Origin of the sequence: Sphingobium sp. S6, assembly GCF_905120495.1 — a bacterium.
Classification (GTDB): Bacteria; Pseudomonadota; Alphaproteobacteria; order Sphingomonadales; family Sphingomonadaceae; genus Sphingobium; species Sphingobium agri.
Window position 1 is genome coordinate 512,740 of sequence record NZ_CAJHOG010000003.1, and the last position, 26,081, is coordinate 538,820.

The window sequence follows — 26,081 nt, forward strand, 5'->3', positions numbered from 1 at the left end:
CATGCTGCCCTTCGCGCGCGTCACCATCATCGGCCTTGGCCTCATCGGATCGAGCCTGGCGCGGGCGATCCGGGAATATATGCCGACGGTGCGCGTCACCGGCCATGATGCCGACGCGCGCGTGCGGGAGATCGCGCGGGCCATCGACCTGTGCGACGATGTCACCGACACGGCGGGCGCGAGCGTGACGGACGCGGATCTGGTCGTCCTGTGCGTTCCGGTGAGGGCGATGGGCGCGGCGGCTGCGGAAATTTCGGACGATCTGCCTGCCGACGCGATCATCAGTGACGTGGGATCATGCAAGGCCGATGTGCTGGCGCAGCTGAGCGGCGCTCTTCCGGGGCGCATGATCATCCCGGCGCATCCTGTCGCGGGAACCGAAAATAGCGGGCCGGAAGCGGGGTTCGCCAGCCTGTTCCGGGGGCGCTGGTGCATCATCACTCCGCCCGCCGATGCCGATCCCGTGGCGGTCGAGCGCGTCTCTGAACTGTGGCACCGGATCGGTGCGGACGTGGAAATGATGGACCCGCAGCATCATGACCTGGTGCTGGCGGTGACCAGCCACCTGCCGCACCTTATCGCCTATACAATCGTCGGCACGGCCAGCGACCTGGAGGATGTCACCCAGTCCGAGGTGATCAAATATTCGGCCGGTGGCTTTCGCGACTTCACCCGTATCGCGGCGTCAGACCCTACCATGTGGCGGGACGTGTTCCTGGCGAACAAGGACGCGGTGCTGGAGATGCTGCAACGCTTTTCGGAAGATTTGTCAGCGCTGCAGCGGGCGATCCGCTGGAACGACGGTGACACGCTGTTCAACCTGTTCACGAAGACCCGCGCGATCCGCCGGTCCATCATCGAACAGGGACAGGATGATCCAAAGCCCGATTTCGGGCGATCGCATTAGGCGGCGCTCGACGGCGGATTAAGCGCGTTGATCGCGGCATGGACGCGGGCTTCGGCCTCCCGGCGATCAAGGCCTGTGGGCACGACATCCCCGATCTTGTAGGTGATGACGCCAGGGCGCTTCATGAATTTGCCGCGCGGTGACAGGCGGCCGCTGTCCACTGCGATGGGCACGACCGGCAAGGCGAGCAGGGAATAGAGCCCGGCAAAACCAGCACGCAGCGGCGGGCTTTCCCCATGGGGCACCCGCGTTCCCTCCGGGAAAAGGCAGACTGCGCGCCCCTGGTCAGTTGCCGCACGCGCGGCGGCGCGCAAAGTCCGCAAGGCGCTGGCCCCCGCACTGCGCTCGACCGGGATCAGGCCGTAGAGCCGCGCGATCCGTCCCCATAACGGAATATCTAGCAACTCGCGTTTAGCGGCGATCACTGGCCGATCGAAGACGCACAGCAGATCGATTGTCTCAAACATCGACTCATGCTTGACGATATAGAGATAGCGGCCCTCGGGCAGGTCGCCGACGATGCGTATCTTCTGCCCGAGCAGCCATCTTGTGCAGAAGCGGTGAAAGCGGCTCCATGCCGTCGCGATCACCTGAACCCCGGCAGGCCATGGCCACGCCACCAGCAGCGCGGAAAGGACCAGCAGCAGCGATCCACTGTAAAAGACCAGCATGAAGGCGAGCGAACGGAGGGCAGTGATCATGGCGCCGTCCTTCTAGATGCCGACGAGCGCGGCGGCGCGGCGTAGCAGATATTTATTATATTCCCGCATCAACATGGTGAGGCTGGGTCGGCTGGGCACGGCGTCATAGATGATCGTCAGCTTGTTCGGCACTGCCTGGCGCAGTTCCAGTGCTGCGCGGCGCATGTGCCAGTCAGTCGTGATCAAGCGGACGGTGCGAAAATGCCGTCGCTCGAGCCAATGAGCCGTTTCGATGGCATTGGAGCGGGTGTCGATGGCTTCGCGGCCAAGGGTGATGCAGCAGGAAAACAGCCGCTCGGGCCGGTCATATTGCGCCGCCAGTTCGGCAGGTCGCACGGAACGGTCGACGCCGGATATCAGCATGCGTTTCGCGGCGCCTTCCTCCAGCAGGGCAAGCCCGCGATCGATCCTGCCAGCGCCGCCGGTCAGCACGACGATGGCATCGGTCGGACGACCGTCGAGCGGCTGCGGCAGGAAGATTGCGAACCAGGCAAAGCCAAGCATCCAGGCGAGAAGCGAGACAGCGAACAGGCGGACGATCATAGCAGCCGCCCCAGCGATCGCAGCACAGTCCAGCGTGCGGCAAGCGTCGAAAGAAGAACGCCGCCGATGGGCAGCAGGGCAAGGATGAGCCAGCTGGTCCAGGGGAGGCTGATCGCCGCGAGCAGGTCAGAACCGGTGGCGGCGAGCCGCGTGCCCAGCAGGATGATGACGAGCAAGGCGGTAACGAACCCGAGCAAGCCGCCGAACAGAGCGTCGAGGCCGATGCGCCGCTGGAAGAGCCGGGCGATCTGAACATCGGTGGCGCCCATCAGGTGCAGCACGTCGATGGTGCCGCGATGGCTGTCATGCGCCGCGCGGGCAGCAAGGACGACAATGGCGGCGGTGGCGAGCGCCATCAGCAGCACGATTCCGGCCGCAAGGCTGCCAAGGGCGGTGAGGAGGCTGCCGAGCGGCCGGAGAAATGCCGCATGCGGCTCCACGCGGATGCGAGGCGAAAGAGCGGCAAGGGCGCGGTTCAGACGCTGAACCTTGGCCGCCGTCGCTCCGGGGGTGAGCTCGACATCGATCAGCGCAGGGATGGGGAGGTCGCCGCTGGCAGCATCCTGTCCTAGCCATGGCCTGATCTGATCGGCAAGCGTGGCGGGGTCCACGGGACGCACCGCGCGAACGTCGGGCGATTTGCGGAGGAGACGCGCCGCAGCGCCGCTCAGCTCCTCGCGCCGGTCGGCATTGGCCTCCACGATCTGGATCGTGGCGCGACCGGCAAGGTCCGCACCCACGGATTGAACGGCCGCGGCAAGGCCAAGGCCGGATGCTGCCGCAAGCACGGTCAGGAACATCATGATCGCGATGACCCAAGGCATGGGCCCGGCAACGCGGCCTTCGGGCAGCAGCCGATGACGCGCGGCGGCAGCAGCGCGGCGGTCTGCGCCCGTCATGATACTGCCACGCCTTGCGGGCGGGGCGGATAACGCAACGCTCCGGTCGGGTCCGACAGGCGCCCTTTGTCCAGCCGCATCATCTGCGCGCCCTGAACCTGACCTATGAGCGGCAGGTCGTGGGTAGCGACCACGATCGTGGTGCCGAGACGATTGAGCGCCTCGAACAAGGTCAGAAGGCGGCGGGCCATGTCGGCGTCGACGTTCCCGGTGGGTTCGTCTGCGACGAGAATTTCGGGCCGGGCGATGACTGCGCGGGCAATGGCGACACGCTGTTGCTCTCCGCCCGACAAGGTGGCCGGACGCGCCTGCCCGCGATCGCCAAGGCCGACCCAGTTGAGCATTTCGGAAACGGACGCGTCGATCTCGCTCTCCGCCATACCTGCGACGCGCAGGGGCAGGGCGATATTGTCATAGGCCGACAAGTGAGAAACCAGCCGGAAATCCTGAAAGACCACGCCGATGCGCCGACGGAAGCCGGGCAGGCGCTTGCGGGGCAGCGTCACCACATCCTCACCGAACAGGCGAATGACGCCGCGGCTCGGCCGCTGGGCCAGATAGAGCAGCTTCAAAAGGGACGTCTTCCCCGCGCCCGAAGCACCGGTGAGGAAATAGAAGCCACCGCCATGGAGGGAGAAGCTGACGTCGGACAGCGTCTCGCTATCCAGACCATAGCGCAGGCCGACATTTTCGAACTGTACGATCGCCGACATGCCTTGGTTGATGCGCCCGCGCGCTCCCTGCTTCCCCTGCCACGCAGCCATGGCACAGGGGGCGGGCTGGCGTAAAGCCCAAGGCGTTGCAAACCGCCGAGTCGCGCCATCTTCGGCCCTGCCCTTCAATGCCGCTTGCCCTCGAGTCAAAGCCATGCCTATGAAGCGTCATGATCCTGGTGTGTCCCAATTGCGCCACGCGCTATATTGTGCCGGACAGCGCCGTCGGCCCCAATGGCCGCCAGGTTCGCTGCGCCTCCTGCAAACATAGCTGGTTCCAGGAAGGGCCAGTCTTGGCGCCCAGGGAAGAGGCCATGGTGGAGGCGCACGCGCCGGTTGCTGCCGAAGCACCTCCCGCCCCGCCTCCCCCTCCACCTCAACCCGTGTCAGCCCCGGCACCCACCGCTCCTGCGCCTGTCGAGACGGAGGCTGATCCGGAGCCTGTGGAAGAGGCAGCCCCGGCACCCGCGCCCAAGCCCGTCACGGCGGCTGCTCCCTTCGTGGCGGCAGCGCAGAGCGACAATCGGGTCGACGACATCTATGGTCGCGCGCGGGAGGATGCTGAGGAACCCTCCGCCGCCCCGGTGAAGCCGCGCCGCAACAGGCTGAAGCTTTGGACCTATGCAGCGGTGCTGTTCTGCCTAATGATCGGCGGTGTAGGCGGCGCGCTCTGGTATTTCGGAACGCCGAGCTGGGCCGTTAATCTGGGCCTGGTGTCCGAGGAAGGCGATCCCGACCTGCTCTTTTATCTTTCCAAGCCTGCCGAACGCCGGAAGCTGCCGACCGGCGAAGAATATTTCGCGTTCGGCGCGCGGATCGTGAACAGTGGGAAGGAGACCCTGCCGGTGCCACCGGTGCTGGTGCAGTTGCGCGACCAGCAGAACCGCCTGGTGTTCAGCTGGACGACGAAGGCTGACCGCACCAGCCTGAAACCGGGTGAAGAAGCGTCGATCAACGAGAGCCGGATCGATATTCCCAAGAATGCCGAGAATTTGTCGCTGACTTTCGTGCAGTAACGCGCCGCTGCGTACGCCTTATCCGGCAGGACAGAACCGAACCGCCGACCCGTTCGCCCTGAGCCTGTCGAAGGGCTTCGTCTTAAAATAAGGAAGAGGTTTCGACAGGCTCAGGCTGAACGGAGGATGGGTTGCGTTGCTTTCCTACGGATAGCTCACCGTCTTTGGCCGCCCCTGCGGGATCGGAATGAACTCCTGATCATCTCCAGGGATCAACGGGAAGCGCATCGCTTCCCAATCCTCGCGGGCCTGGAAAAGGCGGTCCTTGGAGGATGAAACGAAGTTCCACCATACATGGCGCGGCGTCTGGAAGGCCTCACCGCCGCAATACATCACCCGGCCGCCATCGACGCTCATCAGCGTGGCGCGGGTGCCGGGGCGCAGCACGTAAAGCGTCTGCGGCAATAGCGGCACGCCATCGATCGCTGCGTCTCCACCAGCGACATAAAGGGCACGCTCATCAGCGTCGGCATCGATCGGGACGCTGCCGCCCGGCATCAGCTGGATATCGGCATAGATGGTGTCGGCATAGGTGGTGACGGGCGAGCTAGCACCCCAAAGACTTCCCATGATGACCCGCGCATTGGCCCGACCGCAATCGATGACCGGTAGCCCGCCCTCGCTGACATGTTCAAAGGCAGGCGCCATTTCCTCGACGCCGTCGGGAAGCGCCAGCCAGGTCTGGATGGCCGAGAGCTTGGACTCCCGCGCACGGTCGCTGTCGGGCGAGCGTTCGGAATGGACGATGCCACTGCCTGCGGTCATCAGGTTGATCGCGCCCGGCTCTATCAGCTGTTCGGTGCCCAGCGAGTCCCGATGGAGAAAGGCGCCCTCGAACATGTAGGTAACGGTCGCAAGGTTGATGTGCGGATGGGGGCGCACGTCGATGCCCTGCCCCGCGCCGATCCTCGCTGGCCCAGCCTGATCGAAGAAGATGAAGGGGCCTACCATCGTCCGGCCCGGCGCAGGCAAGGAGCGGTGGACGCGGAAATCACCCAGGTCGTGCGTGGTCGGCGTGATCGTCTGAATGATGAGGTCGTCTGGCTTCATATAGTGTCCCCTGATCAGGCTTCGCCGGGCGCGCGCGCCTTGATCGCCAGCGCGTGCACCTTGTCGCGGAGCAGATCGGCCAGCGCCGTGTTGACCAGCCGCTGCCGCGCGACACGATTCTTGCCCGCAAATTCAGCCGAAACGATCTCCACCGTAAAGTGGCTTTCGCCCGATCCGTCATGTCCGGCGTGGCCGCGATGCTTTTCACTGTCGTCGATCACGGCGAGTTGCTCTGGTGACAGGGCGGCGCGTAGCCGCTGCTCAATCTCTGTGGCCACCGGGCCTTTCAGTTGGATGCTCATCGCACCTATATAGGCCCTTTGTTCCACCATGCATCAGGGCAAATTTGTCTACCGATCCCTTCTCGACCCGTCGTTTCAACCGCTTCCATGGCCGCGTGGAGAGCGATCGCCCTTGCGCGGTCGAAGGATGCGCCGAGCCGGGCGAGTTTCGCGCGCCGCCATTGGAAGGGGGGCGGCCGAACCAGGAAGGTCCGCGCTGGCGCTGGCTGTGCCTCGACCATGTGCGGGAGTTCAACCAGGGCTATAATTTCTTCACCGGCATGAGCCCCGATGAGATCGCCGCCGCACAACGCCCCTATGCAGGGTGGGAACGGGAAACGCGCGCCTTTTCATCGAACGCCGCCAGCCCGCCGCCCAAATGGTCGGACTTCCAGGACCCGCTCGACGCGATCGGCGCCAAGTTCAGGGAGCGGGTGGCAAAGGCGCGGGCTGACAACCAGATGCGGCAAGACGGCAAATTCCTGTCTAACGACGATCGCAAGGCGTTGTCCGTGATGGGATTGCCCGTTGATGCGGATCGCAAGGCGTTGCGGCAGCGTTATACGGAGCTGCTGCGGCGCTATCATCCCGATCACAATGGCGGCGACCGCAGCCACGAAAGCGCCCTGCAGAGCGTGATCGAGGCCTATGGCCTGCTGCGCAAGGCGGCTGCCTTTGTCTGAGTGGGCAGTCCGCGCCGCGCCGATTGGCTACTCGACACCGGCCTTCGCCTTACGTTAGGGCGGAGGAGACCGAACAGAAAGAAGACCGATGACCGACATTCCGAACGTCCAGCCCGATACACGATCAGAGACGCTGCTGGCCGCGCCCGACCGTGAGGTCGATGCACGCGAGACGTTCGGTGTCGACGTCGACATGAAGATCCCGGCCTTTTCCGAAGCGGACGAGCGCGTGCCTGATCTTGATCCCGCCTATGTGTTCGATCCGGATACGACGCTCGCGATCCTGGCGGGCTTTGCCTATAACAGGCGCGTCATGGTGCAGGGCTATCATGGCACGGGCAAGTCCAGCCATATCGAGCAGATCGCCGCGCGCCTCCGCTGGCCCTGCATCCGCATCAACCTCGACGCGCATATCAGCCGCATCGACCTTGTCGGCCGCGACGCCATCGTGTTGCGCGATGGGCAGCAGGTGACGGAATTCCGCGAAGGCTTGCTGCCATGGGCGTTGCAGCGCCCGGTCGCGCTGGTGTTCGACGAATATGATGCCGGGCGTCCCGATGTGATGTTCGTGATCCAGCGCGTGCTGGAAACCGACGGCAAGATGACCTTGCTCGACCAGAACCGCGTCATTCGGCCCAACCCGCATTTCCGCCTGTTCGCGACCGCCAACACGGTGGGCCTGGGCGACACGACCGGCCTTTACCATGGCACGCAGCAGATCAACCAGGGACAGATGGACCGGTGGAACCTGGTCGTGACGCTGAACTATCTGCCCGCTGCGACGGAGGCGCAGATCGTGCTCGCCAAGTCGGGCGAATATGATCATGAGGGTGGCCGCAAGGAAGTCGAGAATATGATCAAGGTGGCGGAGCTTACCCGCCAAGGCTTCATCAACGGCGACATTTCGACCGTGATGAGCCCCCGCACCGTCATCAGCTGGGCGCAGAACGCGCTCATCTTCAAGAATGTCGGCTTCGCCTTCCGCCTGTCCTTCCTCAACAAATGTGATGAGGCGGAGCGGCCGCTGGTGGCGGAATATTATCAGCGCGTGTTCGGCAAGGACCTGCCGGAAAGCGTCGCCCACCGGGCGGCGTGACGCGATGATCGTCGTCGAGCGCATCGCGCCGGATGGCAGCGCGCACCGGGTCAACATCCGGGGCCATGAGTTGATCGTCGATATGACGCCGCCCGATGGCCATGACGCCGGTCCCGATCCGCATGACCTGTATGATTCGGCGTTGGGCGCATGCAAGGCGATGACGATGCTGTGGTATGCGCAGCGGAAGGGCATTCCGGTCGAGGACATCCATGTCGGCGTCATCCGCGATGCGAGCGAGGAACGGGACGGCATCTATCGGCTTACGACGCGGATCGCGCTAGGCGGGCCTTTGACGCAGGAGCAGCATGATACGCTGATCGGCGTCGCCGCGCGCTGCCCCGTTCACAAGCTGATGAGCGATGTGGAGACACGGATCGAAACCGTCGCCGTGCCGCCTGTCGGCGAGGCTGAGCGGCCGTGACGGAGACCAACGCTCCGGTTGGTCCCGGCCGCCGCCTGCCGCTGGAGCGCGCGTTCAACCTGCGCGATTTTGGCGGCTATGCGACCGCCGATGGGCGCGTTGTCCGGCGAGGCATGTTGTTCCGTTCGGGCACCATGGCACTGCTGAGCGAAGCGGACGCGGCGCATCTGCGTTCGCTCGGCATCCAGGCGATTTGTGATTTCCGGCGAGGCAATGAACGGAGCGCGGAGCCGACGCTCTGGCATGGAGCGGAAGTCGATTATTTCTGCCGCGACTATAGCGAAAGCAGCGGCGTCCTGGGCGAGATGCTGAAGCGCAAGGACGCGACCGCGCAGGACATGCGTCACGCGATGATCGCGCTGTATCGCGCCATCCCGCTGGACCATGCCGCATCCTATCGCGCGATGTTCGCGCAGATCCTGGCCGGACGCGTGCCGATCATCATCAACTGTTCGGCGGGGAAAGACCGCACTGGTGTCGGCGCTGCGTTGATATTGGCAGCATTGGGCGTGCCGCGGGAAACGATAGTTGATGATTATTTGTTGACCAATGAACATGCCGACTGGGATTGGCTGCTGACCCAACGCAGCACGCTGGTCGCGCGGGCATGGTCGGCACGGGCCGAGGCGCTGGAGCCATTATTGACCGTGGATGAAGCGTATCTCGACAGCTTTTTTGCCGAGCTGGACAGCAGCCATGGCGGCATTGAAGGATATTTGGCCGGTCCGCTGGGGATGGACGAGGGCGCGCGGCAACTGCTGCGGGAAAGGCTGCTCGACTGATGGCGGAGCGTTCGCCCCTGGATGCTTTCAAGGACGTGCTGTCCGGCGCGGCCCGGTCAATCGCGCGCGATGCCGAGGTCGAGGTCGGCTTCACCGCGGACGCCCCGCATATGGCGGGCAAGGCGATCAAGGTGCCGACGCCCGGCCGCAACCTGCCCCCCGACCAGGTCGCGCTCGCCCGAGGCTTTGCCGACGCCAATGCGCTGCGGCTGCGGCATCATAATCTGAAGCTGCATGCCAACGCTGCGCCAGCCGACGCCACCGCGCGCGCCGTCTATGACGCGGTCGAGCAGGCGCGTGTGGAGGCTATCGGGTCGCGGGCGATGGAAGGCGTGCGGGCCAACCTCAACCATGCGCTGGAGTTGCGGCTGAAGTCCGATCCGCTGCGCCGGGCACGCTCTGCCGATGAAGTGCCGCTGTCGACAGCGCTCGCGCTCAAGGTACGCGAGCGGCTGACCGGCCAGGCTATCCCGAAGGATGCGACCGGTGGCATGGCCATGGTCGACGCCTGGATCGAGGAGAAGGCAGGCGCGGACCTTGATGCGCTGGGCCTCGCCATCGACGACCAGCGCGCTTTCCAGAAGCTTGCCCAGGCGATGCTGGAGCATCTTCAGCTGGTCGAAAGCGACGTGCCGCCTCAGACCGACGAAGAGGAACCGCAGGACGAAGGCGAGGACGAGGAAGAACAACAGGAAGAAGGCGATTCGGGCGAAGAGGAGTCCGGCGACAGCGACATGAACGCCGAGGCGCGGGCCGAGGACAAGGGCGGCGACACCGAAGAAGGTGAAACCGAATATAGCGACGATTTCGACGCCGACAGCGATCAGGGCGCCGACGACATGGGCGATGAGGGCATGATGCCCGTCCGGCCCAACCGGCCGATGTCCGATCTGCCGCCGGGCTTCGACTACAAGCCCTATACGATCGCGCATGACGAGATCGTCACCGCCGATGATTTGTGCGACGAGGATGAACTCAATCGCCTGCGCGGCTTCCTCGACCAGCAGCTGGTGAGCTTGCAGGGCGCCGTCACCAAGCTCGCCAATCGCCTGCAACGCCGGTTGATGGCGCAGCAATCCCGGTCATGGGACTTCGATCAGGAGGAAGGGCTGCTGGACGCTGCCCGGCTGGCGCGGATCGTGATCGATCCTACCCGGTCCCTCTCCTACAAGGTCGAGCGGGATACGGAATTTCGCGACACGGTGGTGACACTGCTGATCGACAATAGCGGCTCCATGCGTGGACGGCCGATCAGCATCGCGGCGATCAGCGCCGATATCATGGCGCGCACGCTGGAGCGCTGTGGCGTCAAGACGGAGATACTGGGCTTTACCACGCGCGCCTGGAAGGGCGGACAGAGCCGGGAGGATTGGCTCGCGGCCGGACGTCCGCCGATGCCGGGGCGGCTCAATGACCTCCGCCACATCATCTACAAGAAGGCGGATGAGCCCTGGCGGCGGGCGCGGCGCAACCTTGGCCTGATGATGCGCGAGGGGCTGCTCAAGGAGAATATCGACGGTGAGGCGCTGCTCTGGGCGCATCAACGGCTGATCGCGCGTAATGAGGAACGCCGCATATTGATGGTGATTTCCGATGGCGCGCCGGTCGATGATTCGACACTGTCGGTCAACAGCGGCACCTATCTGGAGCGCCATCTGCGGCAGGTGATCGAGTGGATCGAGAACCGGTCTCCAGTACAGCTGGTCGCGATCGGCATCGGGCATGACGTCACCCGCTATTACCGGCGCGCCGTCACCATCATGGATGCCGAACAACTGGGCGGGACGATGGTGGAGCAGCTGGCGGGACTGTTCGACGAAGATTAGCCGGTCGATCAGCTGCCCGGCTGGGTTCATCCCTTGAAATGACCATCGGCGCTCTCGACCTCTTACAAGGGCGCGGGGCACGCCTTGTTGAGGAGAATGTCATGAGTGTCGCTTTTCGCCGCGAGAGCGACGAGGAACATCTGGAGCCCACATTCGAGATACCGATCCCGCCCGGCCCCAATTGGGTGACGCAGCGAGGATTGCGGCTGACGCGCGAGAAGGTGGAAGCGCTCGAAGCGATCGATACCGCGGCGATGAGCGAGGATGATGCGAAGAAGCATAAGCGCGAGCTGCGCTACTGGCGCACGCGGCTGGCCACAGCGGATTTGAGGCCCGTTGCGGATGGCGATGCGGTCAGTTTTGGCGTGCGCGTTACCTATCGGCTCAACGGCCAGAAGAAGACCGTCTCGATCGTGGGGGACGACGAAGCCGACCCCAATGAGAAGCGGATCAGCTTTTCCTCCCCGCTAGCCCGCGCGATGATGGATGCCGAGGCTGGGGAGCAGCTGGATTTCGGTGGAAAAGCCGATGCAGTGGAAATCCTGTCGGTCGAGCCGATCAACGAGGATTGAAGCGCACGTGGGCGCAGAGACATTGCTCCGCGCCCATGGACAAGATGATAGATCAGCCGTTCCGGCCAGCCTCGAACAGGAACCAGGCGCGTTCTTCCGCCTGATCGGTCCAGTCGTCGACAATGCCTTCCGTCGCGTTGTCGCCAGCCTCGGTGGCGGCGGCCTTCGCGGCACGCAGCGATTCGACGAGGCGCAGATTATCTTCCCGCAGTTCATTCAGCATGTCGGCGGGATTCACATATTCCGCATCATTGTCCTTGAGGGACTGGCGGCGGGCAATGTCGCCGATCGAGCGGAGCGTCGTATTCCCGGTCTTGCGCACACGTTCGGCGATGGCGTCGGTTACGGCCAGGATCTGCGCCGCCTGCTCATCGAACATCAGGTGGTAATCGCGAAAATGCGGGCCTGAGACATGCCAGTGGAAGTTCTTGGTCTTGAAATAGAGCGCATAGCTATCCGCGAGCACGCCGTTGAGCGCTTCGGCCACGGACTTGGTGGCGTTGCTGCGCAGGTCGGTGGGAGTCTTGAGATCGGGGGCGGTCATGTCTTGCTCCTGGCTCGGTGAAATGATTTCGCGGGTATAATGATCTGATGGCGATAAGGTGCCATGGCAAGACGGGAATTACCCGCGGAAATGATCGCTTAGACTGATCCAAGCAATCGATCAGCGGCAGCCGGTCAGGCGAGTTGCAAGGCCAGGACGGCGAGTGTCAGGGCGACGATCAGCATCAGTGAGGCGACGCTCACGCGGATGGCTCTGATCGGCCCTGCGGGCAGGATTCTATCCCGCAGCAGCACGACGGGAACAAGCGCGGCCATAACGCCCAGCGTTCCGCCGACCGCTGCCAGGACCGGCTCTGCGGTGCGAGTCGCCAGCCCCACGATCAGGAATTGGGAACCATCACCAAAGCCGAGAATGAAGAGGCCCAAGGCGGCCGTCAGGAAAGGTCCTGTCGGCCAGTCGGCAAGCGGGTCCGGCGCTTTCACCCGCCATAGCAGGCCCACGCCCAGGAAAAGCACGGCCAGCGCCAGAAACAGCAGGCGCGCGTCCGCGCTCAGCATCGGCGCGAGGAACGCGCCCGCAACGGCGGCTATGGCCGCGTTGGCGGATGCTGCCAGCATGATCCCGGCGATGATCGCGCCGTCACGCCGAAAACGGGTCGCCAGGGCCAGCACCAGCAGTTGGTTTTTGTCACCTATTTCAGCAAGGAAGCATCCGAGCAGCGCGGTCAGCAATGCATCCACGGGCAGCGGCGGCTATCAGAGGGAAAGCGTCGGTGCAGACACCGCTGGGGATGCCGGAACAGGCATGGGCAACTGCGGCGCATCAGCCATTTCCGTGGCGATCGCGTCGCGCATCAGATCGAGATAGGACAAGATGACCGGCCCCGTACCCTGCAGCGACAAAGCCGATTGCAGCGTGTCGGCAAGGCCTTCGACGCTGTCGATATGGTAGGCGCGGGCGACATGGCGGATCTGGTCGACTTCGTCACGCAAGCTCGGCAGGCTAACCTGACCACGCTGGCCCGCAAGGCCGTCGACGCGGCGTAGCATGTCGGCGAGAATGGCCAGCATCGGATCGTGTCGCATGGGAAGCTTTCCCCCTGTCCTGTTGCTCCGATGACAAGATGCACCGGAACCGGTTAAGGCCGCGTAAAGTCTAGCATGCAGCCTGCCCCGCTGCCACGCGCGTATTGACATTATCCCGAATCTCCCTCATGGGCGGCTGCTGAAACGGGGCGGTCCTTCACGGGGCCGCTTCTCTTTTTCACGATATTCACGACCAGGAACCAGGGCCATGGCCAAGCCAGCAACTGTCAAGATTCGCCTCGTCAGCTCGGCTGACACCGGCTTCTTCTACGTCACGAAGAAGAATCCGCGCACGAAGACCGAGAAGCTGAGCTTCCGTAAATATGACCCCGTCGTGCGCAAGCATGTCGAATTCAAGGAAGCCAAGATCAAGTGATCTGACGGCGGGTTTGCCCGCTTGGGTCGATTGACGGCTGAACGAAAAGGCCCGTCCCCTTGTGGGAGCGGGCCTTTCCTTGTTCGCTGCGGGCATTTTGGTCCGCCGCGGACCGAAAAGAGGAGGGGCGCGTATCCCCCCTCCTCTCTTGGCGAAGCTGATCAGTTGCCGACCGGCTGACCATCCGTGCGCGTCACGACGATGGTCGAGGAGCGGGGCTGCTGACCCGCCACCGGCCAATTGCCCGTGGGATGCTGGATGTTGACGAAGAAGGTCTTGAGGTCCGGCGTGTAGGCGATGCCGGTGATCTCGCATCCCAGAGGCCCAACCAGGAAGCGCTTGGACTGCTTGCTGGTCTGATCGACATAGAACATCGCATTATGGCCGAAGGCCTGATCGATGGTCGTGCCGGTGACGCCGGAATTGCCAGGGACGCTGTGATCGGTCTGTACCCAAAGGCGGCCCTGCGGATCGATGCGGATGCCATCGGGGCTGGAGAAGGTATCGCCCTTGATGTCGCCCACCAGGTGCTGACCGCCCGAAGAGAGCTTGGGATCGCCCGCCAGCAGGAAGATTTCCCAGGTGAAGGTCATCGCCAGCGGCGAATTGTCTTTTTCCTTGAACTTGATGATGTGGCCGTGAAGGTTGCGCGTGCGCGGGTTGGCCGCATCGGTGACCTGACGGCCGCTATTGTTGGTCAGCGTGCAATAGATCGCACTGTTGTCAGGCGCGACGGTCAGCCATTCGGGACGATCCATCACGGTGCCGCCAGCAACGCGCGCCGCCGCCTTGGTGTTGATCAGCACGTCAGACTGGCTGTTGAAGTTGACGATGACCGGCGCAGGCGGCGTCGTGCTCTGGCTGACATTGCCGGGGTCCGACGCGCCGGGCAGCAGGCCGTTCTGACCCTGCTCCAGCGCCCGCCATTCCCCCGTGCCGTCCGCGTTGAAGCGCGCGACGTAAAGGGTGCCATGATCAAGCATGTCGGTGTTGGCCGCGCGGTTCGTCGCGCTGTAGGGGCGGTCGCACACGAATTTGTAGATGCAGCCGGGCGTGCCGTCGTCGCCCATGTAGAATGCGACGCGACGGTTGCTGTCCGTCATGTGCGCGACATTTTCATGATCGAAGCGGCCAAGCCCGGTGCGCTTTGTCGGCGCGGCCAGTTCCTGGTAGGGATCGATCTCGACAACCCAGCCATAATTATTCTGCGGCTGCGTCGGGTCGAGATAATTGTCCGTCGATTCCTCGCAGGTCAGATAGGTGCCCCATGGGGTGCGGCCCGACGAGCAGTTGTTCAGCATGCCCTTGATCGTGCCCGACAGCAGGCCTGACCCCCGGCCGCTCGCCTTGTAGCTGCTGTTGCCGGTGTAGCGCTTGTTATAGCGCGAACCCGCCTTTACCGCCCATTTGCCATCCGAACCCTTGGCGACTTCAACAACGGAGATGCCGACGCCGGAAAGGGCAAGAGCCTTCTGATCCGCGCTGGCCGTCGCTGCATTATAGCTGCCGGAAAAGAGGATGTTGTAGTCAGGCAACTCATGGTTGATGGCGAGCAGCCCGCCGACATTGGGGTCCACGCCCGAAAGTTCGAAATATTCCATCCCGTCATGGTTGCCACCAGCCCATTTTTCCGCGTCGGCAGGGGTTGGGAAGCTGCCCGAATAGGGCGTGCCTGCTTCGACCGAGTCACCAGCCTTCAGCATGACATCCACGGTGTAGCCGTTAGGCACCGTGACGGTGTCATTCTGATTTGCGGCAACCGGTGCAAAGGCGATGGCGTAGCTGGGCGCGGGGGCCGGAGTCGGCGTAGGGCTGGGCGTGGGGCTCGGCGACGCGGAATCATCGTCATCATCTCCGCAGGCAGCCAAAGCGCCCATCATCGGCAGGATGGAAAGGCCGAGCAGGCCGTTTTTCAACACCGAGCGGCGGCCGGGATTGGCGGCGACGATCGCCTCCAGGCAATTGTCGCCCGCTTCGATCCTGGGTTCTGCATCGCGAAATGGCGCACGCGCCTCGTCGGTGAGGTGAGACATGATTTTACCCTGTTCCAGATCGGACTGTCGGCGGGATGCCGCGTCCTTGAGCCGGAGGCTTGGCAGAGGCGCATGTAACCGGCGCTTCACTTCAGGGTCAGGGGCGTGAAATCTCCGTTACGATCAGATGACGACGGCGCCAGCACGTCACAGCAGGGCGTTCACCTGTTCGATGAAGCGCAAGACGGAGATGGGTTTGGACACATAAGCCTGCGCTCCTGCAGCCCTCAGCCGGTCTTCATCCCCTTTCCCGGCATAGGCGGTCACCGCCATGACCGGAACGGCAGCAAGCCGTGGATCGCGCTTTAGCGAGACGATGAGGTCGAGGCCACTGACATGAGGCAGATGGATATCGGTGATGACGAGGTCCGGGCGAAACTCCAGCGCCTGCACCACCACATCGCGCCCGTCACGCAGCGGCAACACTTCATGACCATGGGCGCGCAGCAGGTCGCAAAAAAGTTTGAGATTGAGTTCGTTGTCCTCGACAACGAGCACGCGCTTTGCCACCAGTCACCCGCGTTAAATGAATGCGCATTCGAAAAGCGCGCTGATACAACCGCCCCTTGCCGAGAATCAATCATGCGTCCCGATAGCCCCGATAGCAAGCGACTTGGCCTGGCCGATGACGAAGACGCCTCGACGCTTGCCCTGATGGCGCTGGCCTGGACGCTGGGCGACGAACAGCGCGCGGATCGGCTGCTCGCGCTCACCGGGCTCGATGCCGATACGCTGCGGGCCGGGATCAACGACAAGATGGTGTTGCGAGCGGTACTGGACTTTCTGGCTGATCATGAGCCGGACCTGATCGCCTGCGCCGACGCGGTCGATACGACGGCCGAGAAGCTGATCACCGCACGGCGGGAGCTGGGCCGATGAGCCGCCCGCTGATCATCACCGACTGCGATGAAGTGCTGCTGCACATGGTCGTCCCGTTTCGCGAGTGGCTGGACGAGCATCATGGCGTGCATTTCGACATGCGCGAACGCGGCTTTGCCGAGGCGCTGCGCCACAAGGACAGCGGCATCCCGCTGGAGCGTGAGCTTGTCTGGCAACTGCTGGTCGGATTCTTCGATACCGAGATGCATCGCCAGATGCCGATCACCGGGGCGGTCGAAGCGATCGGCAGGCTGTCCCGCGTTGCCGACATCGTCGTCCTCACCAACATCGGCGAGCGGCATCATCAGCAGCGGGTGGAGCAGCTGGCCTCCCACGGACTGGATTTTCCGGTCCATTGGAATCACGGACCAAAGGGCGCTCCTCTGGCCGCGATCGTCGCCGACAGGCAGCCCACGGCGGCCCTGTTCATCGACGATCTCGCTGAACATCATCAATCGGTTGCGGAACATGCCCCCGGCGTCTGGCGGTTGCATATGGTCGGCGAACCGGAAATCGCGGCGGATATCGATACAGCGCCTTTCGCGCATGCCAGGATCGATGGCTGGGCAGCGGCCGAGACGTGGATCAATGAGCGGCTGGCCGAAGGGCCTGCGCCTTCCAATCTTCAATCCCAGATGGAGTCTAAAAATGAGCGTTGAAGCCCGCCTTGCCGAACTCGGTATCACCCTGCCGGAAGCCGCCGCGCCGGTCGCAGCCTATGTCGCAGCCGTGGAAGCCAGCGGCCTGCTTCACATTTCCGGCCAGATTTCCCTTTCGGAGGGGCAATTGATGACGGGCCGCCTCGGCGAAGATCGCGAGCTTGATTATGGCGTCAAGGCTGCGCGGGCCTGCGGGCTCAACCTTATCGCGCAGATGAAGGCCGCGCTCGGCAGCCTGGATCGCGTCGAGCGGATCGTGAAGCTGGGCGCGTTCATCAGCAGCGCCCCGGGCTTCACCGACCAGCCGAAGGTGGCGAACGGCGCGTCGGAATTGATGGTCGAGGTGTTCGGCGAGGCAGGCAAACATGCCCGCAGCGCCGTCGGCGTGCCGGTACTGCCGCTCGGCGCGGTTGTCGAGATCGACGCGGTCGTCCTTGTCCGGCCTGCGGCCTGATCTTTCCTTCCTGGCAGCCCGCCCCTTCGCCCATCGCGGGCTGCATGGGGCGGGCGCCAGCGAAAACGGCATGGCCGCATTCAACGCGGCCATCGCGCAGGGATATGGCGCCGAATGTGACGTCCGGCTGAGCCGGGATGGCGTCGCGATGGTTTTCCACGATGCGGCGCTATCCCGGGTGACGGGGGTCGAGGGGGTCGTTGCCGGGCGAAGTGCCGCCCAGCTCGAACAACTGAGGCTGGAAGACGGCGGCGGCATTCCCCGGCTGAACACATTGCTGCAAGCATGCGGGCAGGCCGTTCCGCTGCTGATCGAACTCAAGGTGATGGGCCGCAATGTCGCGCCCCTTTGCGCCGCAGTGGCCAGTGATCTGGCGAAGCACCCCGGCGCGCTCGCCGCCGTCATGTCCTTCAACCCGATCGCCATGCGCTGGTTCGCCCGCAACATGCCGCAGGCCGTGCGCGGACTGGTGGTGACGGAACAGGGCCAGCCGGGCTGGCGGGGAGCGGCACGGCGCGGCCTTGCACTTTGGGTGGCGAGACCCGACTTTATCGCCTGTGACGTGCGTGACCTTCCTTCCCGTTTTGCTGCCGAGGCGCGCGAGCGCGGGTTGCCCGTGTTGAGCTGGACAGTGCGCACCAAGGCAGAACATGCCGTGGCGGCGGCGCATGCAGACCAGATTATCTTCGAGGTCCCGCGTGACTGAATGCGTGGTGCGGATGGCTGGCGGCGTTGCGGAATTGCCGCGCGAAGAGTGGGATGCCTGCGCCAGGACCGCCAACCCCTTCATGAGTTGGGACTTTCTCGCCGCGCTCGAACGGTCGGGCAGTGTCGGCACGGGAACGGGCTGGCAGCCTCTGCCCATGCTGATCGATGGTGCAGACGGCCGGATTGCTGCGGCCGCGCCCCTTTATGGCAAGACGCACAGCCAAGGCGAATATGTGTTCGATCATGGCTGGGCGGATGCGTGGGAGCGCGCGGGCGGGCGATATTATCCCAAGATCCAGCTTGCCGCGCCGTTCTCTCCAGTACCGGGCCCTCGTTTGCTGCTCCGCGATCCGGCTCTCGCCCCGGCGCTCATCGCGGGCATAGAAACGCTGGTCGAACGCAATGATCTCTCGTCCGCCCACGCGACCTTTGTCGAAACGGCACAGGTCCCATTGTTCGAAGCGGCAGGCTGGCTGATCCGTGAAGATAGCCAGTTCCACTGGATCAATCGCGGCTATGGCGATTTCGACGATTTCCTCGCCAGCCTATCAAGTGCGAAGAGAAAGAATATCCGCAAGGAACGGGCTCGCGCGATCGAAGGGCTGGAGATCGTTCATCTGACCGGCGGCGACATTGGCGAAACGCATTGGGACGCCTTCTGGCATTTTTACCAGGATACCGGATCGCGCAAATGGGGGCGACCCTATCTGACGCGCGACTTTTTCTCGATGCTGGGCGAAAGCATGGCCGATCGGGTGCTGCTGATGCTGGCGATGCGCAATGGCAGGCCGATCGCGGGCGCGCTGAACCTGATTGGCGAAGACGCGCTATACGGCCGCTACTGGGGCTGCGTCGAGGACGTGCCCAACCTGCATTTCGAGCTCTGCTATTATCAGGCGATAGACGTTGCCATCGCGCGCGGGCTGGCGCGAGTGGAAGCCGGCGCGCAAGGGGGCCATAAGCTGGCGCGGGGATATGGGCCTGAACCCACCTATTCGGCGCATTTCCTGCCGAACGCATCTTTCCGCCGGGCGGTCTCCGATTTCCTCACCGCCGAGCGCGCGGGCGTGCAGAACGACCGCATCTGGCTTGCCGAACGAGCGCCGTTCCGCAAGCAAGGTTAAAGGATCAGGCGGCGCGGAGTTGGCTGGCGGCGATCCAGGCCCGCGCCTGGCGCTGTGCTTCGGCGATTTCGCGTGCGGTCATTTCCTCGGCGATTTCGGCACGCATGGCCTGCCCCTCCTCGCTGCCGCGCGAGGCCGCCAGATTGAACCATTTATGCGCTTCGATCAGATCGACGGGCATGCCGCCGGTGCCACAACTATAGGCGACACCAAGCTCGAAACATTCTTCAGCCGATTGCCAGCCTGTGGCCGGGCGGCGGCTCTCCATCAGAAACTGAGCGTTCTTCAGACTATTGGCCATGACCGAATCCCCCTGTGGATTTCGACATAATGGTTTTCGACAGGCGGCACGGTGCACCGGCAGGGGATAAAAAATGGTTAACGCAGATTGGCGGGATGAAACGGCAACCGCCGGAAACAGGGGAGTAGCAAGGTTAATGCGGCTAATTGCCCGATCTATCGCTGGCGTCGCCGCGTCATTGACTTCATAGCCGCGCGATGACCAACCCTTCCTCTCCGGTCGCCGTTCGACAATCGCAAAAGGATATCGGATTTCGCGAATTCGTGGTGCTGAGCGCCTGTCTAATGGCAATGAATGCGCTGTCGACCGACCCCATGTTGCCTGCTCTGCCGGAGATCGGCAGCGACCTCGGGGTCGCCAACGCCAATGACCGGCAGCTCATCATCAGCATCTATTTCCTGGGGCTCGGCGCAGGATCGCTGCTGTTCGGCATCCTGTCCGACCGGTTCGGGCGCAAGAAGGTGATGGGCGGCGCGCTGGTGCTGTTTGTCCTCTCCACCATCGCATGCGCCGTCGCGCAAAGCTTTTCCCTGCTGCTGATCGGCCGCGCCGCAGCCGGCTTCTTTGCAGGCGCAAGCCGCGTGATTGCGGTCGGCATCATCCGGGACCGGTTCAAGGGCGATGCCATGGCGAAGGTCATGTCGCTGATCCTGGCGGTGTTCATGTTGATACCCGTGGTAGCGCCGAGCTTTGGGCAGGCGATTCTCTGGTTCGCGCCATGGCGGTGGATTTTCTGGATTCTCGCCATCCAGGCCGCGCTCATCCTGATCTGGATGGTCGTCCGCATGCCCGAGACGCTGGCGCCGGAAAACAGGCTGCGCATGAGCCCGTCGACGATCTTTCGCACTATTGGCTCCGTACTCACCAACCGCAGTGCTGCGGGCTATATGCTGGCGAGCGGCGTGGTGATGAGCGGGCTGATCGGCTTCATCCTGTCGGTGCAGCAGATTTTCTTCGACATTTTCGACGCCAGGTCATTTTTCCCCATCGCCTTCGCGGTGATGGCTGGAAGCATGGGGGTCGGCAGTCTGCTGAACAGCCGGCTCGTGTCGCGATTTGGCGCGCGGCGGTTAAGCCAGGGCGCGGTGATTTCCATGATCGTGACGAGCGCTATCCACCTGGGCGTGATCGCGTCCGGCCATGAAAATATGATCAGCTTCATGGTCTTTCAGTCGGCCACGATGATGGCGGTCGCCTTCACGGCTTCCAACTTCGGCTCGATTTCGATGGAGCCATTCGCCAAGGGAGCGGGCGCAGCCTCTTCCTTTCAGGCTTTTTTGACGACAGCGCTCTCCAGCGCCTTGGGCAGTGTCGTCGGCCGCGCCTTCGACGGTACGACACTGCCGCTGACCTTAGGCATGCTGATATTCGGTGTCGCGGCGCTGCTGATCGTCGCCTTTGCCGAGCGGGGGAAGCTTTTCACGCGCCCGCGCCATGATGCGCTTCGCGAAGTGGAATTCGAAACCGTTCATTGAAAAAGAGGCGGAGGATGGGACCGCCGCCTCGTTGAATAGCCTCAGGCCTCTCGCCCGCCCGGAGTTGGAGCGCCAGGCAATGGCGGCACTGGCTGCGGCGGGACATCGGCATCCTGTTCGTGCGTCTCCACCAGGCCCCGCGCCACATGGCTCTTGCGATAGCCGTAGAGGAAATAGAGCAGCAGCCCGACTCCGCCCCACACCGGCAGCACCAGCTGGGCATCGACCGGCAGGTTGAAGAAGAGGAAGAGGCAGCCGACGGACGCCATGGGCGCGATAAACCAAACGACCGGAGTTCGGAAGGGACGGTGACGATGAGGATCGCGCACCCGCAGTACCAGGACGGCGATCGACACCATGAAGAAGGCGAACAGCGTGCCCGAATTGGAGATGTCCGCCAACTGGCCCACGGGCAGAAGCGCCGCGCCAATGGCGACGAAAATGCCGGTAACGATCGTGACGATGTGCGGCGTCTTGAAGCGCGGATGAATGCTGGCGAGCTTTTCCGGCAACAAACCGTCGCGGGCCATCACGAAGAAGATGCGCGTCTGGCCGAACATCATCATCAAGATGACAGAGGGAAGCGCCAGGTTGGCGGCCAGCCCCAGCGCGTTGCCGACTACCGTCCAGTTGATGGACCGCAGCACATGCGCCAGCGCCTCATTGGAGCAGACCAGATCGCCCGCATGCGCAGCCGTAGCGCAGGCTTGGGCGAAGCCGGCCGAACCCGGGGCGACGACTGATCCATCCAGTCCCAGCACCGGCTGGGCACCGATGGCGCCGATCGCGCCTGCAGCAACGAGCAGATAGAAGATGGTGCAGAGCGCAAGGCTGCCGATCAGACCGATCGGAACGTTGCGCTGCGGATTTTTGGTTTCTTCCGCAGCCGTCGACACGGCGTCGAAGCCCACATAGGCAAAGAAGATGGACGCCGCCGCTCCGACGATGCCCATCCCGCTCGTCCCTTCAGGTCCGAACCAGCCATTAGGTGCGAAGGGCGAGAAGTTTCCCGTGTCGAGAGCGGGCAGCGTCAGTGCGATGAAGGCGGTAAGCGCGGCGACCTTGATCGCGACCAGAACCGCATTGACGCGCGCGCTTTCCGTGGTGCCGACCACCAGCAGGGCCGTCACCGCAAGCGCGACGACGATCGCCGGGATATTGATGACCCCATGCGAAAAATCGGCATGCGGAATGAACCCGTTCATGCTCCAGGCGGGGCCCGCAGACAGTGCCTGCGGTAACTCCAACCCCGTCACGCTTTTCATGAGGCCCATGAAATAGCCGGACCAACCGACCGACACCGCGCTCGCGGCGACAGCGTATTCGAGGATCAAAGCCCAGCCCACCATCCAGGCGAGCAATTCACCGACCACCGCGTAGGTGTAGGTGTAGGCCGACCCCGATACCGGCACCATGGACGCGATTTCGGAATAGCAGAGCGCTGCAAAGGCACAGACAGCCCCCGCAATGACGAAGCTCCACATCATGCCCGGCCCCGCCTTTTGCGCGGCGGCGGCAGTCAAAACGAAAATGCCGGTGCCAATGATGGCCCCGACACCCAGAAGCGTTAGCTGTATTGGTCCCAACGTCCGGACCAGGGACTTTTTTTCCGCTGTCGCCAATATGGCGTCCAATGGCTTGATGCGCCCGAAAATCATGCGTGGAACCCTCAGCTATATTTTGTCCCCGAACGGCTTTTGGACCGATCGCTTATGTCGTTGGGTGAAGACTATCGCCTAATGTGGCGCGCGCAAGTATGTTGCGCGGCCTCGGCACATTTGTCCAAAGGAGTCATTGATGATCGAATTGCTGCGCGCTGCCAGCCTGTCGGATGTGCCGCACGGCTTTGCGGGACGGCGTGGCGGTGTGTCGACCGGGGTTCACGCGGGGTTGAATGTCGGCCTTGGTTCGGCGGATGAACGCCAGGCAGTCCTTCACAATCGGGACTTGGCAAGGGATGCCCTGCTACCCGGCGCGGCATTGGTCACGGTGCGGCAGGTCCATTCGGCGGACGTAGTGACGGTGACCGGCCCGATCGACGAAGCCGAACGTCCGGTTGCCGATGCGATGGTGACGGACCGTCCCGGGCTGATATTGGGGATTTTGACCGCAGACTGCGTTCCGGTGTTGCTCGCCGACAGGAAAGCAGGTGTCGTCGGAGCAGCGCACGCTGGCTGGAAGGGGGCGATCGCGGGTGTCACGGACAACACGCTCGCTTCGATGGAGAAGCTCGGCGCCCGGCGCGACCAGATCAGTGCTGCGATCGGGCCGTGCATCGGCCGTACTTCCTATGAAGTTACCAGCGACTTCGCCCGCCATTTCGAAGAGCAGGACGCGGAAAACAGTCGCTTCTTTTCAACAGGGCGCGAAGGCCATTGCCAGTTCGACATCGCGGCCTATGTGGCGGCCCGCCTCGCTATCGCGGGCGTTGGAAGGGTCGAGATGATGGATGAGGATACCTATAGCCAGCCCGACCGCTTCTATAGCTATCGCCGGTCCTGCCATCGGTACGAAGCAAGCTATGGGCGACAAATCTCGATGATCGCAGTCGGCTGAGGCCGCGCCGCCTTCAGGTTGGTCAGCCCGGCGGCAATCCCGGGTCTATGCCCGTCAGTTCGATCGAAAGGTCCCAAAGCCGTCGCGCGTCTTCAGCATTGGCCGCCCGCTGCTCGATCCGTGCGGGCCCCGACACGCCCCGCATCTCCCATAGCCCTTGCGGGCCGAAATAGTCGCCACCTACGGCATGGGGATCTGTGGCTGCTTGAAGCGTTGGCCAGGCTGCCGCTGCCACGGGGTTGAAGAGCGGCCGCACGAACGGAAGCACGGGCTTGGTCCAAGGCGGAAGGTGCCGCATCAGTTCGGTCAGGGACACGCCCGGATGGCAACCGATCGCGCTCACGGGCGCGTGCGCAGCGCGCAGCCGCCGGTTCAGTTCCTGGACGAACAGCAGGTTGGCCAATTTGCTTTGCCCATAATATTGCGTGGCATTGTATGTTTTATCGGCGTTCCAATCATCCCACAGTATCTGGCCGCGGCGATGCGCAATGCTTGAGGTAACCACCACACGCGCGCCCGCAGTCTCGCGAAGCTTCGGCAGCAGCAGGGCCGTCAATGCAAAAGTGCCCAGATGATTGACGCCGAATTGAAGCTCAAACCCTTGAGCCGTGCGGGAAAGCGGCGGGATCATCACCCCTGCATTGTTGACGAGAACATCCAACCGGGGTTCGGCCGCCACTCTTTCGGCCGCAGCCCGAACGCTTGCCAGATCAGCCTGATCCAACAGGATCAGCTCCAGTTCGGCGTCCGGCTTTGCCGCCTTGATTTTCGCAAGCGCTTCCGAACCCCGTCGCGCATCACGGCATGCGAGTAGAACGCGCGCGCCCTTCGATGCCAAGGCTTTGGCCGCTTCGAACCCAATCCCGGTATTGGCTCCTGTAACCAGAAAGGTGCGTCCGCTTTGATCCGGCACTTGGGCATCGGTAAAGGCCACAACAATTCCCCCCACTACGCTTCGATCCAGCATTTTGTGGAGAGTTCCGTTTGTGAAGGCAAGGCGGGTCCACGCATCTGAATGATCCGAGGCAACCTCAGATTGCAATCGGGCGGTCAGTTGCCTTGTGCATCATCTGATGGTGCGGTAAAGAAGCATTGGACATAAATGGCTTCGGGCTTGCCGTGCCCTGGGCCGTAGTAGCAGCTCTATGGGGTTTCTATTGCGCGTCCTAATCAGTCCGGCCGTAAGAAAAGTCCTCGGCAGGAGGCGATGAGAGCTAGTAATTTCAGGATGCGGTGATCCACCGCGAAGACTTGTAGAGCGGCGTATCCATCGCCGACGTCACCCTCAGCGATCCCCGCGCTTTATCCCTGTTCCGCAGCGATTTTGAACAGGTCCTGCTAGTCAGCGCATTTCTCACTCACCGGAGTGATGAATAGCGTCCGGGGCTGTCGATAGCCTAGCTACGTGCCACAACCACCCGAACTGCGGGAACACCCTCAGATATTATGTGATGCGGGGGCAATCGCATGCACCGCGAGCTGCTCGGCAGATGTCGCGCCCTTTATTTGCACGATGCCATTCTGCGGTCCGCTACATTCTTATCCACATAGTTGGTCATCTGCTAAATGGACGGCTATCCCGCCTTGGCCGCGGTGATGATGATTTCTACCTTATAGTCCGGATGGTACAGCTTTACCTCTCCGGTCGCACGGGCTGGAGCCGGAAAGCCAGCGATCCATGTGTCCCATGCCTGGTTCATTTCCTCGAAGTCATTGATATCCGCGAGCCAAATCTGCGCCATCAACAAATGGTTCTTGTCGCTTCCAGTCTGTTTCAGCAAAGCATCGATCTCGGCAAGTGCAGCTTGCGTCTGCAAGCCAACGCTTTCCCCAGGCGCACCGATCTGGCCAGCCAAGTAAATGGTGTCGCCATGAACGACAGCCTCGCTCATGCGCGGCCCTGTATCGATGCGGGTGATGGTCATGACAAGGGTTCCTTCAAATCGTTACAGCGAGGCGACAGCGCCGTCAGATGGCCAAGATGTGCGCTCAGCCGATGTGGCAACCGAGCACTTGCCTTAGCTCGCATGCCTCCGTCTACCCCCGAACTCCCTATTGGCCGCAGCATGATGATGCATGATGCGGACCTTAAGCGGGAATTACTTGGAAATGGCGGTCGGCGTCGGAACAGGCTCTTCTGCGTCCGTAACTGTTTCACGGCCAATCGCATTGAGGTGCTGCAGCACCTTTTCATGGAGGATCATGCCCGCCTGTTCGCCGGGACGTGCAACCGTGAGGTCACATAGATCAGGGGCAGACCGTTAATCGGGATAGATTGCTAAGGCGCGTCTTCTGGTGATGGAGAGTTGGTGGATGTGTCTGCCAATCTCTTTAGCGGACTCCCTTCAACCTGACGCTCATGAATTGCTATCGGAGTCGCAGATGGAGAAAGACGACGATCTTCCCCGCTCCGTCATGACGCGCCTGAAGGAT

At 63.0% G+C, this 26,081-nt stretch carries 31 protein-coding genes; 16 read left to right on the forward strand and 15 right to left on the reverse strand.

What is annotated here, in order from left to right:
- Nucleotide 1 precedes the first annotated feature (1 nt).
- Complete coding sequence (locus SPHS8_RS13180; RefSeq protein ID WP_201515885.1) at nt 2–907, forward strand: prephenate/arogenate dehydrogenase family protein; 906 nt, start codon at nt 2–4, stop codon at nt 905–907.
- Here the strand turns inward: SPHS8_RS13180 and SPHS8_RS13185 are convergent.
- The 4 genes from SPHS8_RS13185 to ftsE are packed head-to-tail and all read right to left on the reverse strand — an operon-like array spanning nt 904 to nt 3,763.
- Nucleotides 904–1,608 carry a lysophospholipid acyltransferase family protein gene (locus SPHS8_RS13185; RefSeq protein ID WP_201515886.1) on the reverse strand — a complete coding sequence of 235 codons (705 nt, stop codon included), beginning with the start codon at nt 1,606–1,608 and terminating at the stop codon, nt 904–906. The two genes, SPHS8_RS13180 and SPHS8_RS13185, sit on opposite strands and share 4 nt — an antisense overlap.
- A gap of 12 nt (nt 1,609–1,620) precedes the next feature.
- Nucleotides 1,621–2,151, reverse strand: a complete 531-nt coding sequence (locus tag SPHS8_RS13190; protein ID WP_097092589.1) for a YdcF family protein — start codon at nt 2,149–2,151, stop codon at nt 1,621–1,623.
- Entirely contained in the window at nt 2,148–3,050 is a 903-nt protein-coding gene (locus SPHS8_RS13195) for a cell division protein FtsX (protein ID WP_201515887.1), read from the reverse strand. Before SPHS8_RS13195 ends, SPHS8_RS13190 begins: the two co-directional genes overlap by 4 nt.
- On the reverse strand, nt 3,047–3,763 hold the full coding sequence (ftsE, locus tag SPHS8_RS13200) for a cell division ATP-binding protein FtsE (RefSeq protein WP_097092938.1): 717 nt from the start codon (nt 3,761–3,763) through the stop codon (nt 3,047–3,049). The genes SPHS8_RS13195 and ftsE overlap by 4 nt, the downstream gene beginning before the upstream one ends.
- Before the next feature lie 170 nt (nt 3,764–3,933).
- Here ftsE and SPHS8_RS13205 point away from each other — a divergent pair, with 170 nt between their 5' ends.
- Complete coding sequence (locus SPHS8_RS13205) at nt 3,934–4,779, forward strand: MJ0042-type zinc finger domain-containing protein (protein ID WP_201515888.1); 846 nt, start codon at nt 3,934–3,936, stop codon at nt 4,777–4,779.
- 144 nt (nt 4,780–4,923) lie between these two features.
- Here the strand turns inward: SPHS8_RS13205 and SPHS8_RS13210 are convergent, their stop codons facing one another.
- Entirely contained in the window at nt 4,924–5,829 is a 906-nt protein-coding gene (locus SPHS8_RS13210; protein WP_201515889.1) for a pirin family protein, read from the reverse strand.
- A gap of 14 nt (nt 5,830–5,843) precedes the next feature.
- On the reverse strand, nt 5,844–6,131 hold the full coding sequence (locus SPHS8_RS13215) for a BolA family protein (protein WP_201515890.1): 288 nt from the start codon (nt 6,129–6,131) through the stop codon (nt 5,844–5,846).
- Nucleotides 6,132–6,175: 44 nt separating this feature from the next.
- Here SPHS8_RS13215 and SPHS8_RS13220 point away from each other — a divergent pair, with 44 nt between their 5' ends.
- The 6 genes from SPHS8_RS13220 (at nt 6,176) to SPHS8_RS13245 (ending at nt 11,493) form a co-directional block, all read left to right on the forward strand.
- Nucleotides 6,176–6,793, forward strand: a complete 618-nt coding sequence (locus SPHS8_RS13220; RefSeq protein ID WP_201515891.1) for a J domain-containing protein — start codon at nt 6,176–6,178, stop codon at nt 6,791–6,793.
- Nucleotides 6,794–6,881: 88 nt separating this feature from the next.
- Nucleotides 6,882–7,889: a cobaltochelatase subunit CobS gene (cobS, locus tag SPHS8_RS13225; protein WP_097092594.1), complete on the forward strand. Its 1,008-nt coding sequence runs from the start codon at nt 6,882–6,884 to the stop codon at nt 7,887–7,889.
- 4 nt (nt 7,890–7,893) lie between these two features.
- Nucleotides 7,894–8,313 carry an OsmC family protein gene (locus SPHS8_RS13230; RefSeq protein WP_201515892.1) on the forward strand — a complete coding sequence of 140 codons (420 nt, stop codon included), beginning with the start codon at nt 7,894–7,896 and terminating at the stop codon, nt 8,311–8,313.
- Nucleotides 8,310–9,095, forward strand: coding sequence for a tyrosine-protein phosphatase (locus SPHS8_RS13235; RefSeq protein ID WP_201515893.1), 786 nt, complete (start codon nt 8,310–8,312; stop codon nt 9,093–9,095). The genes SPHS8_RS13230 and SPHS8_RS13235 overlap by 4 nt, the downstream gene beginning before the upstream one ends.
- The gene (gene cobT / locus SPHS8_RS13240) at nt 9,095–10,921 is read left to right on the forward strand and encodes a cobaltochelatase subunit CobT (protein ID WP_201515894.1); all 1,827 of its coding nucleotides are present in this window, start codon (nt 9,095–9,097) and stop codon (nt 10,919–10,921) included. The genes SPHS8_RS13235 and cobT overlap by 1 nt, the downstream gene beginning before the upstream one ends.
- Nucleotides 10,922–11,022: 101 nt before the next feature.
- Nucleotides 11,023–11,493, forward strand: a complete 471-nt coding sequence (locus tag SPHS8_RS13245) for a GreA/GreB family elongation factor (RefSeq protein ID WP_201515895.1) — start codon at nt 11,023–11,025, stop codon at nt 11,491–11,493.
- 52 nt (nt 11,494–11,545) lie between these two features.
- Here the strand turns inward: SPHS8_RS13245 and SPHS8_RS13250 are convergent, their stop codons facing one another.
- The 3 genes from SPHS8_RS13250 to SPHS8_RS13260 form a co-directional block, all read right to left on the reverse strand.
- Complete coding sequence (locus SPHS8_RS13250; protein ID WP_097092599.1) at nt 11,546–12,037, reverse strand: Dps family protein; 492 nt, start codon at nt 12,035–12,037, stop codon at nt 11,546–11,548.
- 134 nt (nt 12,038–12,171) lie between these two features.
- Nucleotides 12,172–12,738 (reverse strand): TMEM165/GDT1 family protein, encoded by a 567-nt coding sequence (locus SPHS8_RS13255; RefSeq protein WP_201515896.1) that lies wholly within the window; start codon nt 12,736–12,738, stop codon nt 12,172–12,174.
- 15 nt (nt 12,739–12,753) lie between these two features.
- Entirely contained in the window at nt 12,754–13,083 is a 330-nt protein-coding gene (locus SPHS8_RS13260; protein ID WP_201515897.1) for a hypothetical protein, read from the reverse strand.
- Nucleotides 13,084–13,291: 208 nt separating this feature from the next.
- Between SPHS8_RS13260 and rpmG the strand changes: the two genes are divergently transcribed.
- Nucleotides 13,292–13,459, forward strand: a complete 168-nt coding sequence (gene rpmG / locus SPHS8_RS13265) for a 50S ribosomal protein L33 (RefSeq protein ID WP_007687342.1) — start codon at nt 13,292–13,294, stop codon at nt 13,457–13,459.
- Between the two features lie 161 nt (nt 13,460–13,620).
- Here the strand turns inward: rpmG and SPHS8_RS13270 are convergent, their stop codons facing one another.
- Together SPHS8_RS13270 and SPHS8_RS13275 are read right to left on the reverse strand one after the other, a co-directional pair.
- Nucleotides 13,621–15,492: a PhoX family protein gene (locus SPHS8_RS13270; RefSeq protein ID WP_201515898.1), complete on the reverse strand. Its 1,872-nt coding sequence runs from the start codon at nt 15,490–15,492 to the stop codon at nt 13,621–13,623.
- A 147-nt stretch (nt 15,493–15,639) separates the two neighbouring features.
- Nucleotides 15,640–16,002 (reverse strand): response regulator, encoded by a 363-nt coding sequence (locus tag SPHS8_RS13275; RefSeq protein WP_176502242.1) that lies wholly within the window; start codon nt 16,000–16,002, stop codon nt 15,640–15,642.
- A 72-nt stretch (nt 16,003–16,074) separates the two neighbouring features.
- Between SPHS8_RS13275 and SPHS8_RS13280 the strand changes: the two genes are divergently transcribed.
- From SPHS8_RS13280 to SPHS8_RS13300, 5 genes are all read left to right on the forward strand, one after another.
- A complete protein-coding gene (locus SPHS8_RS13280; RefSeq protein WP_201515899.1) occupies nt 16,075–16,371 on the forward strand; it encodes a DUF3572 domain-containing protein in 297 nt (98 codons plus the stop codon).
- The gene (locus SPHS8_RS13285; protein WP_201515900.1) at nt 16,368–17,030 is read left to right on the forward strand and encodes an HAD family hydrolase; all 663 of its coding nucleotides are present in this window, start codon (nt 16,368–16,370) and stop codon (nt 17,028–17,030) included. Before SPHS8_RS13280 ends, SPHS8_RS13285 begins: the two co-directional genes overlap by 4 nt.
- Complete coding sequence (locus tag SPHS8_RS13290) at nt 17,020–17,484, forward strand: RidA family protein (protein WP_201515901.1); 465 nt, start codon at nt 17,020–17,022, stop codon at nt 17,482–17,484. Before SPHS8_RS13285 ends, SPHS8_RS13290 begins: the two co-directional genes overlap by 11 nt.
- Nucleotides 17,485–17,554: 70 nt before the next feature.
- The gene (locus tag SPHS8_RS13295; RefSeq protein ID WP_236575146.1) at nt 17,555–18,190 is read left to right on the forward strand and encodes a glycerophosphodiester phosphodiesterase family protein; all 636 of its coding nucleotides are present in this window, start codon (nt 17,555–17,557) and stop codon (nt 18,188–18,190) included.
- Nucleotides 18,183–19,316 carry a GNAT family N-acetyltransferase gene (locus SPHS8_RS13300; RefSeq protein WP_201515903.1) on the forward strand — a complete coding sequence of 378 codons (1,134 nt, stop codon included), beginning with the start codon at nt 18,183–18,185 and terminating at the stop codon, nt 19,314–19,316. The genes SPHS8_RS13295 and SPHS8_RS13300 overlap by 8 nt, the downstream gene beginning before the upstream one ends.
- A gap of 4 nt (nt 19,317–19,320) precedes the next feature.
- Here SPHS8_RS13300 and SPHS8_RS13305 read toward each other — a convergent pair whose 3' ends face one another.
- Complete coding sequence (locus SPHS8_RS13305) at nt 19,321–19,617, reverse strand: SEL1-like repeat protein (protein ID WP_201515904.1); 297 nt, start codon at nt 19,615–19,617, stop codon at nt 19,321–19,323.
- A 197-nt stretch (nt 19,618–19,814) separates the two neighbouring features.
- Here SPHS8_RS13305 and SPHS8_RS13310 point away from each other — a divergent pair, with 197 nt between their 5' ends.
- Entirely contained in the window at nt 19,815–21,092 is a 1,278-nt protein-coding gene (locus tag SPHS8_RS13310; protein ID WP_201515905.1) for a multidrug effflux MFS transporter, read from the forward strand.
- A gap of 41 nt (nt 21,093–21,133) precedes the next feature.
- On the opposite strand, the gene SPHS8_RS13315 is transcribed toward SPHS8_RS13310, so the two are convergent.
- Nucleotides 21,134–22,750: an amino acid permease gene (locus SPHS8_RS13315; RefSeq protein WP_201515906.1), complete on the reverse strand. Its 1,617-nt coding sequence runs from the start codon at nt 22,748–22,750 to the stop codon at nt 21,134–21,136.
- 139 nt (nt 22,751–22,889) lie between these two features.
- Here SPHS8_RS13315 and pgeF point away from each other — a divergent pair, with 139 nt between their 5' ends.
- Complete coding sequence (gene pgeF, locus SPHS8_RS13320) at nt 22,890–23,648, forward strand: peptidoglycan editing factor PgeF (protein ID WP_201515907.1); 759 nt, start codon at nt 22,890–22,892, stop codon at nt 23,646–23,648.
- 22 nt (nt 23,649–23,670) lie between these two features.
- Here pgeF and SPHS8_RS13325 read toward each other — a convergent pair whose 3' ends face one another.
- Both SPHS8_RS13325 and SPHS8_RS13330 read right to left on the reverse strand, forming a co-directional pair.
- Complete coding sequence (locus SPHS8_RS13325; protein WP_201515908.1) at nt 23,671–24,615, reverse strand: oxidoreductase; 945 nt, start codon at nt 24,613–24,615, stop codon at nt 23,671–23,673.
- Nucleotides 24,616–25,222: 607 nt separating this feature from the next.
- Nucleotides 25,223–25,573, reverse strand: coding sequence for a RidA family protein (locus SPHS8_RS13330; protein ID WP_097092611.1), 351 nt, complete (start codon nt 25,571–25,573; stop codon nt 25,223–25,225).
- Nucleotides 25,574–26,081: the final 508 nt, after the last annotated feature.

What these genes read in the sequence shown, in the direction of transcription:
- SPHS8_RS13180 (WP_201515885.1), top strand. Translation starts at nt 2, where the DNA reads ATGCTGCCCTTCGCGCGCGTCACCATCATCGGCCTTGGCCTCATCGGA.
- SPHS8_RS13185 (WP_201515886.1), bottom strand. Translation starts at nt 1,608, where the DNA reads ATGATCACTGCCCTCCGTTCGCTCGCCTTCATGCTGGTCTTTTACAGT.
- SPHS8_RS13190 (WP_097092589.1), bottom strand. Translation starts at nt 2,151, where the DNA reads ATGATCGTCCGCCTGTTCGCTGTCTCGCTTCTCGCCTGGATGCTTGGC.
- SPHS8_RS13195 (WP_201515887.1), bottom strand. Translation starts at nt 3,050, where the DNA reads ATGACGGGCGCAGACCGCCGCGCTGCTGCCGCCGCGCGTCATCGGCTG.
- ftsE (WP_097092938.1), bottom strand. Translation starts at nt 3,763, where the DNA reads ATGTCGGCGATCGTACAGTTCGAAAATGTCGGCCTGCGCTATGGTCTG.
- SPHS8_RS13205 (WP_201515888.1), top strand. Translation starts at nt 3,934, where the DNA reads ATGATCCTGGTGTGTCCCAATTGCGCCACGCGCTATATTGTGCCGGAC.
- SPHS8_RS13210 (WP_201515889.1), bottom strand. Translation starts at nt 5,829, where the DNA reads ATGAAGCCAGACGACCTCATCATTCAGACGATCACGCCGACCACGCAC.
- SPHS8_RS13215 (WP_201515890.1), bottom strand. Translation starts at nt 6,131, where the DNA reads ATGAGCATCCAACTGAAAGGCCCGGTGGCCACAGAGATTGAGCAGCGG.
- cobS (WP_097092594.1), top strand. Translation starts at nt 6,882, where the DNA reads ATGACCGACATTCCGAACGTCCAGCCCGATACACGATCAGAGACGCTG.
- SPHS8_RS13230 (WP_201515892.1), top strand. Translation starts at nt 7,894, where the DNA reads ATGATCGTCGTCGAGCGCATCGCGCCGGATGGCAGCGCGCACCGGGTC.
- cobT (WP_201515894.1), top strand. Translation starts at nt 9,095, where the DNA reads ATGGCGGAGCGTTCGCCCCTGGATGCTTTCAAGGACGTGCTGTCCGGC.
- SPHS8_RS13245 (WP_201515895.1), top strand. Translation starts at nt 11,023, where the DNA reads ATGAGTGTCGCTTTTCGCCGCGAGAGCGACGAGGAACATCTGGAGCCC.
- SPHS8_RS13250 (WP_097092599.1), bottom strand. Translation starts at nt 12,037, where the DNA reads ATGACCGCCCCCGATCTCAAGACTCCCACCGACCTGCGCAGCAACGCC.
- SPHS8_RS13260 (WP_201515897.1), bottom strand. Translation starts at nt 13,083, where the DNA reads ATGCGACACGATCCGATGCTGGCCATTCTCGCCGACATGCTACGCCGC.
- rpmG (WP_007687342.1), top strand. Translation starts at nt 13,292, where the DNA reads ATGGCCAAGCCAGCAACTGTCAAGATTCGCCTCGTCAGCTCGGCTGAC.
- SPHS8_RS13270 (WP_201515898.1), bottom strand. Translation starts at nt 15,492, where the DNA reads ATGTCTCACCTCACCGACGAGGCGCGTGCGCCATTTCGCGATGCAGAA.
- SPHS8_RS13280 (WP_201515899.1), top strand. Translation starts at nt 16,075, where the DNA reads ATGCGTCCCGATAGCCCCGATAGCAAGCGACTTGGCCTGGCCGATGAC.
- SPHS8_RS13285 (WP_201515900.1), top strand. Translation starts at nt 16,368, where the DNA reads ATGAGCCGCCCGCTGATCATCACCGACTGCGATGAAGTGCTGCTGCAC.
- SPHS8_RS13290 (WP_201515901.1), top strand. Translation starts at nt 17,020, where the DNA reads ATGAGCGTTGAAGCCCGCCTTGCCGAACTCGGTATCACCCTGCCGGAA.
- SPHS8_RS13295 (WP_236575146.1), top strand. Translation starts at nt 17,555, where the DNA reads ATGGCCGCATTCAACGCGGCCATCGCGCAGGGATATGGCGCCGAATGT.
- SPHS8_RS13305 (WP_201515904.1), bottom strand. Translation starts at nt 19,617, where the DNA reads ATGGCCAATAGTCTGAAGAACGCTCAGTTTCTGATGGAGAGCCGCCGC.
- SPHS8_RS13310 (WP_201515905.1), top strand. Translation starts at nt 19,815, where the DNA reads ATGACCAACCCTTCCTCTCCGGTCGCCGTTCGACAATCGCAAAAGGAT.
- SPHS8_RS13315 (WP_201515906.1), bottom strand. Translation starts at nt 22,750, where the DNA reads ATGATTTTCGGGCGCATCAAGCCATTGGACGCCATATTGGCGACAGCG.
- pgeF (WP_201515907.1), top strand. Translation starts at nt 22,890, where the DNA reads ATGATCGAATTGCTGCGCGCTGCCAGCCTGTCGGATGTGCCGCACGGC.
- SPHS8_RS13325 (WP_201515908.1), bottom strand. Translation starts at nt 24,615, where the DNA reads ATGCTGGATCGAAGCGTAGTGGGGGGAATTGTTGTGGCCTTTACCGAT.
- SPHS8_RS13330 (WP_097092611.1), bottom strand. Translation starts at nt 25,573, where the DNA reads ATGACCATCACCCGCATCGATACAGGGCCGCGCATGAGCGAGGCTGTC.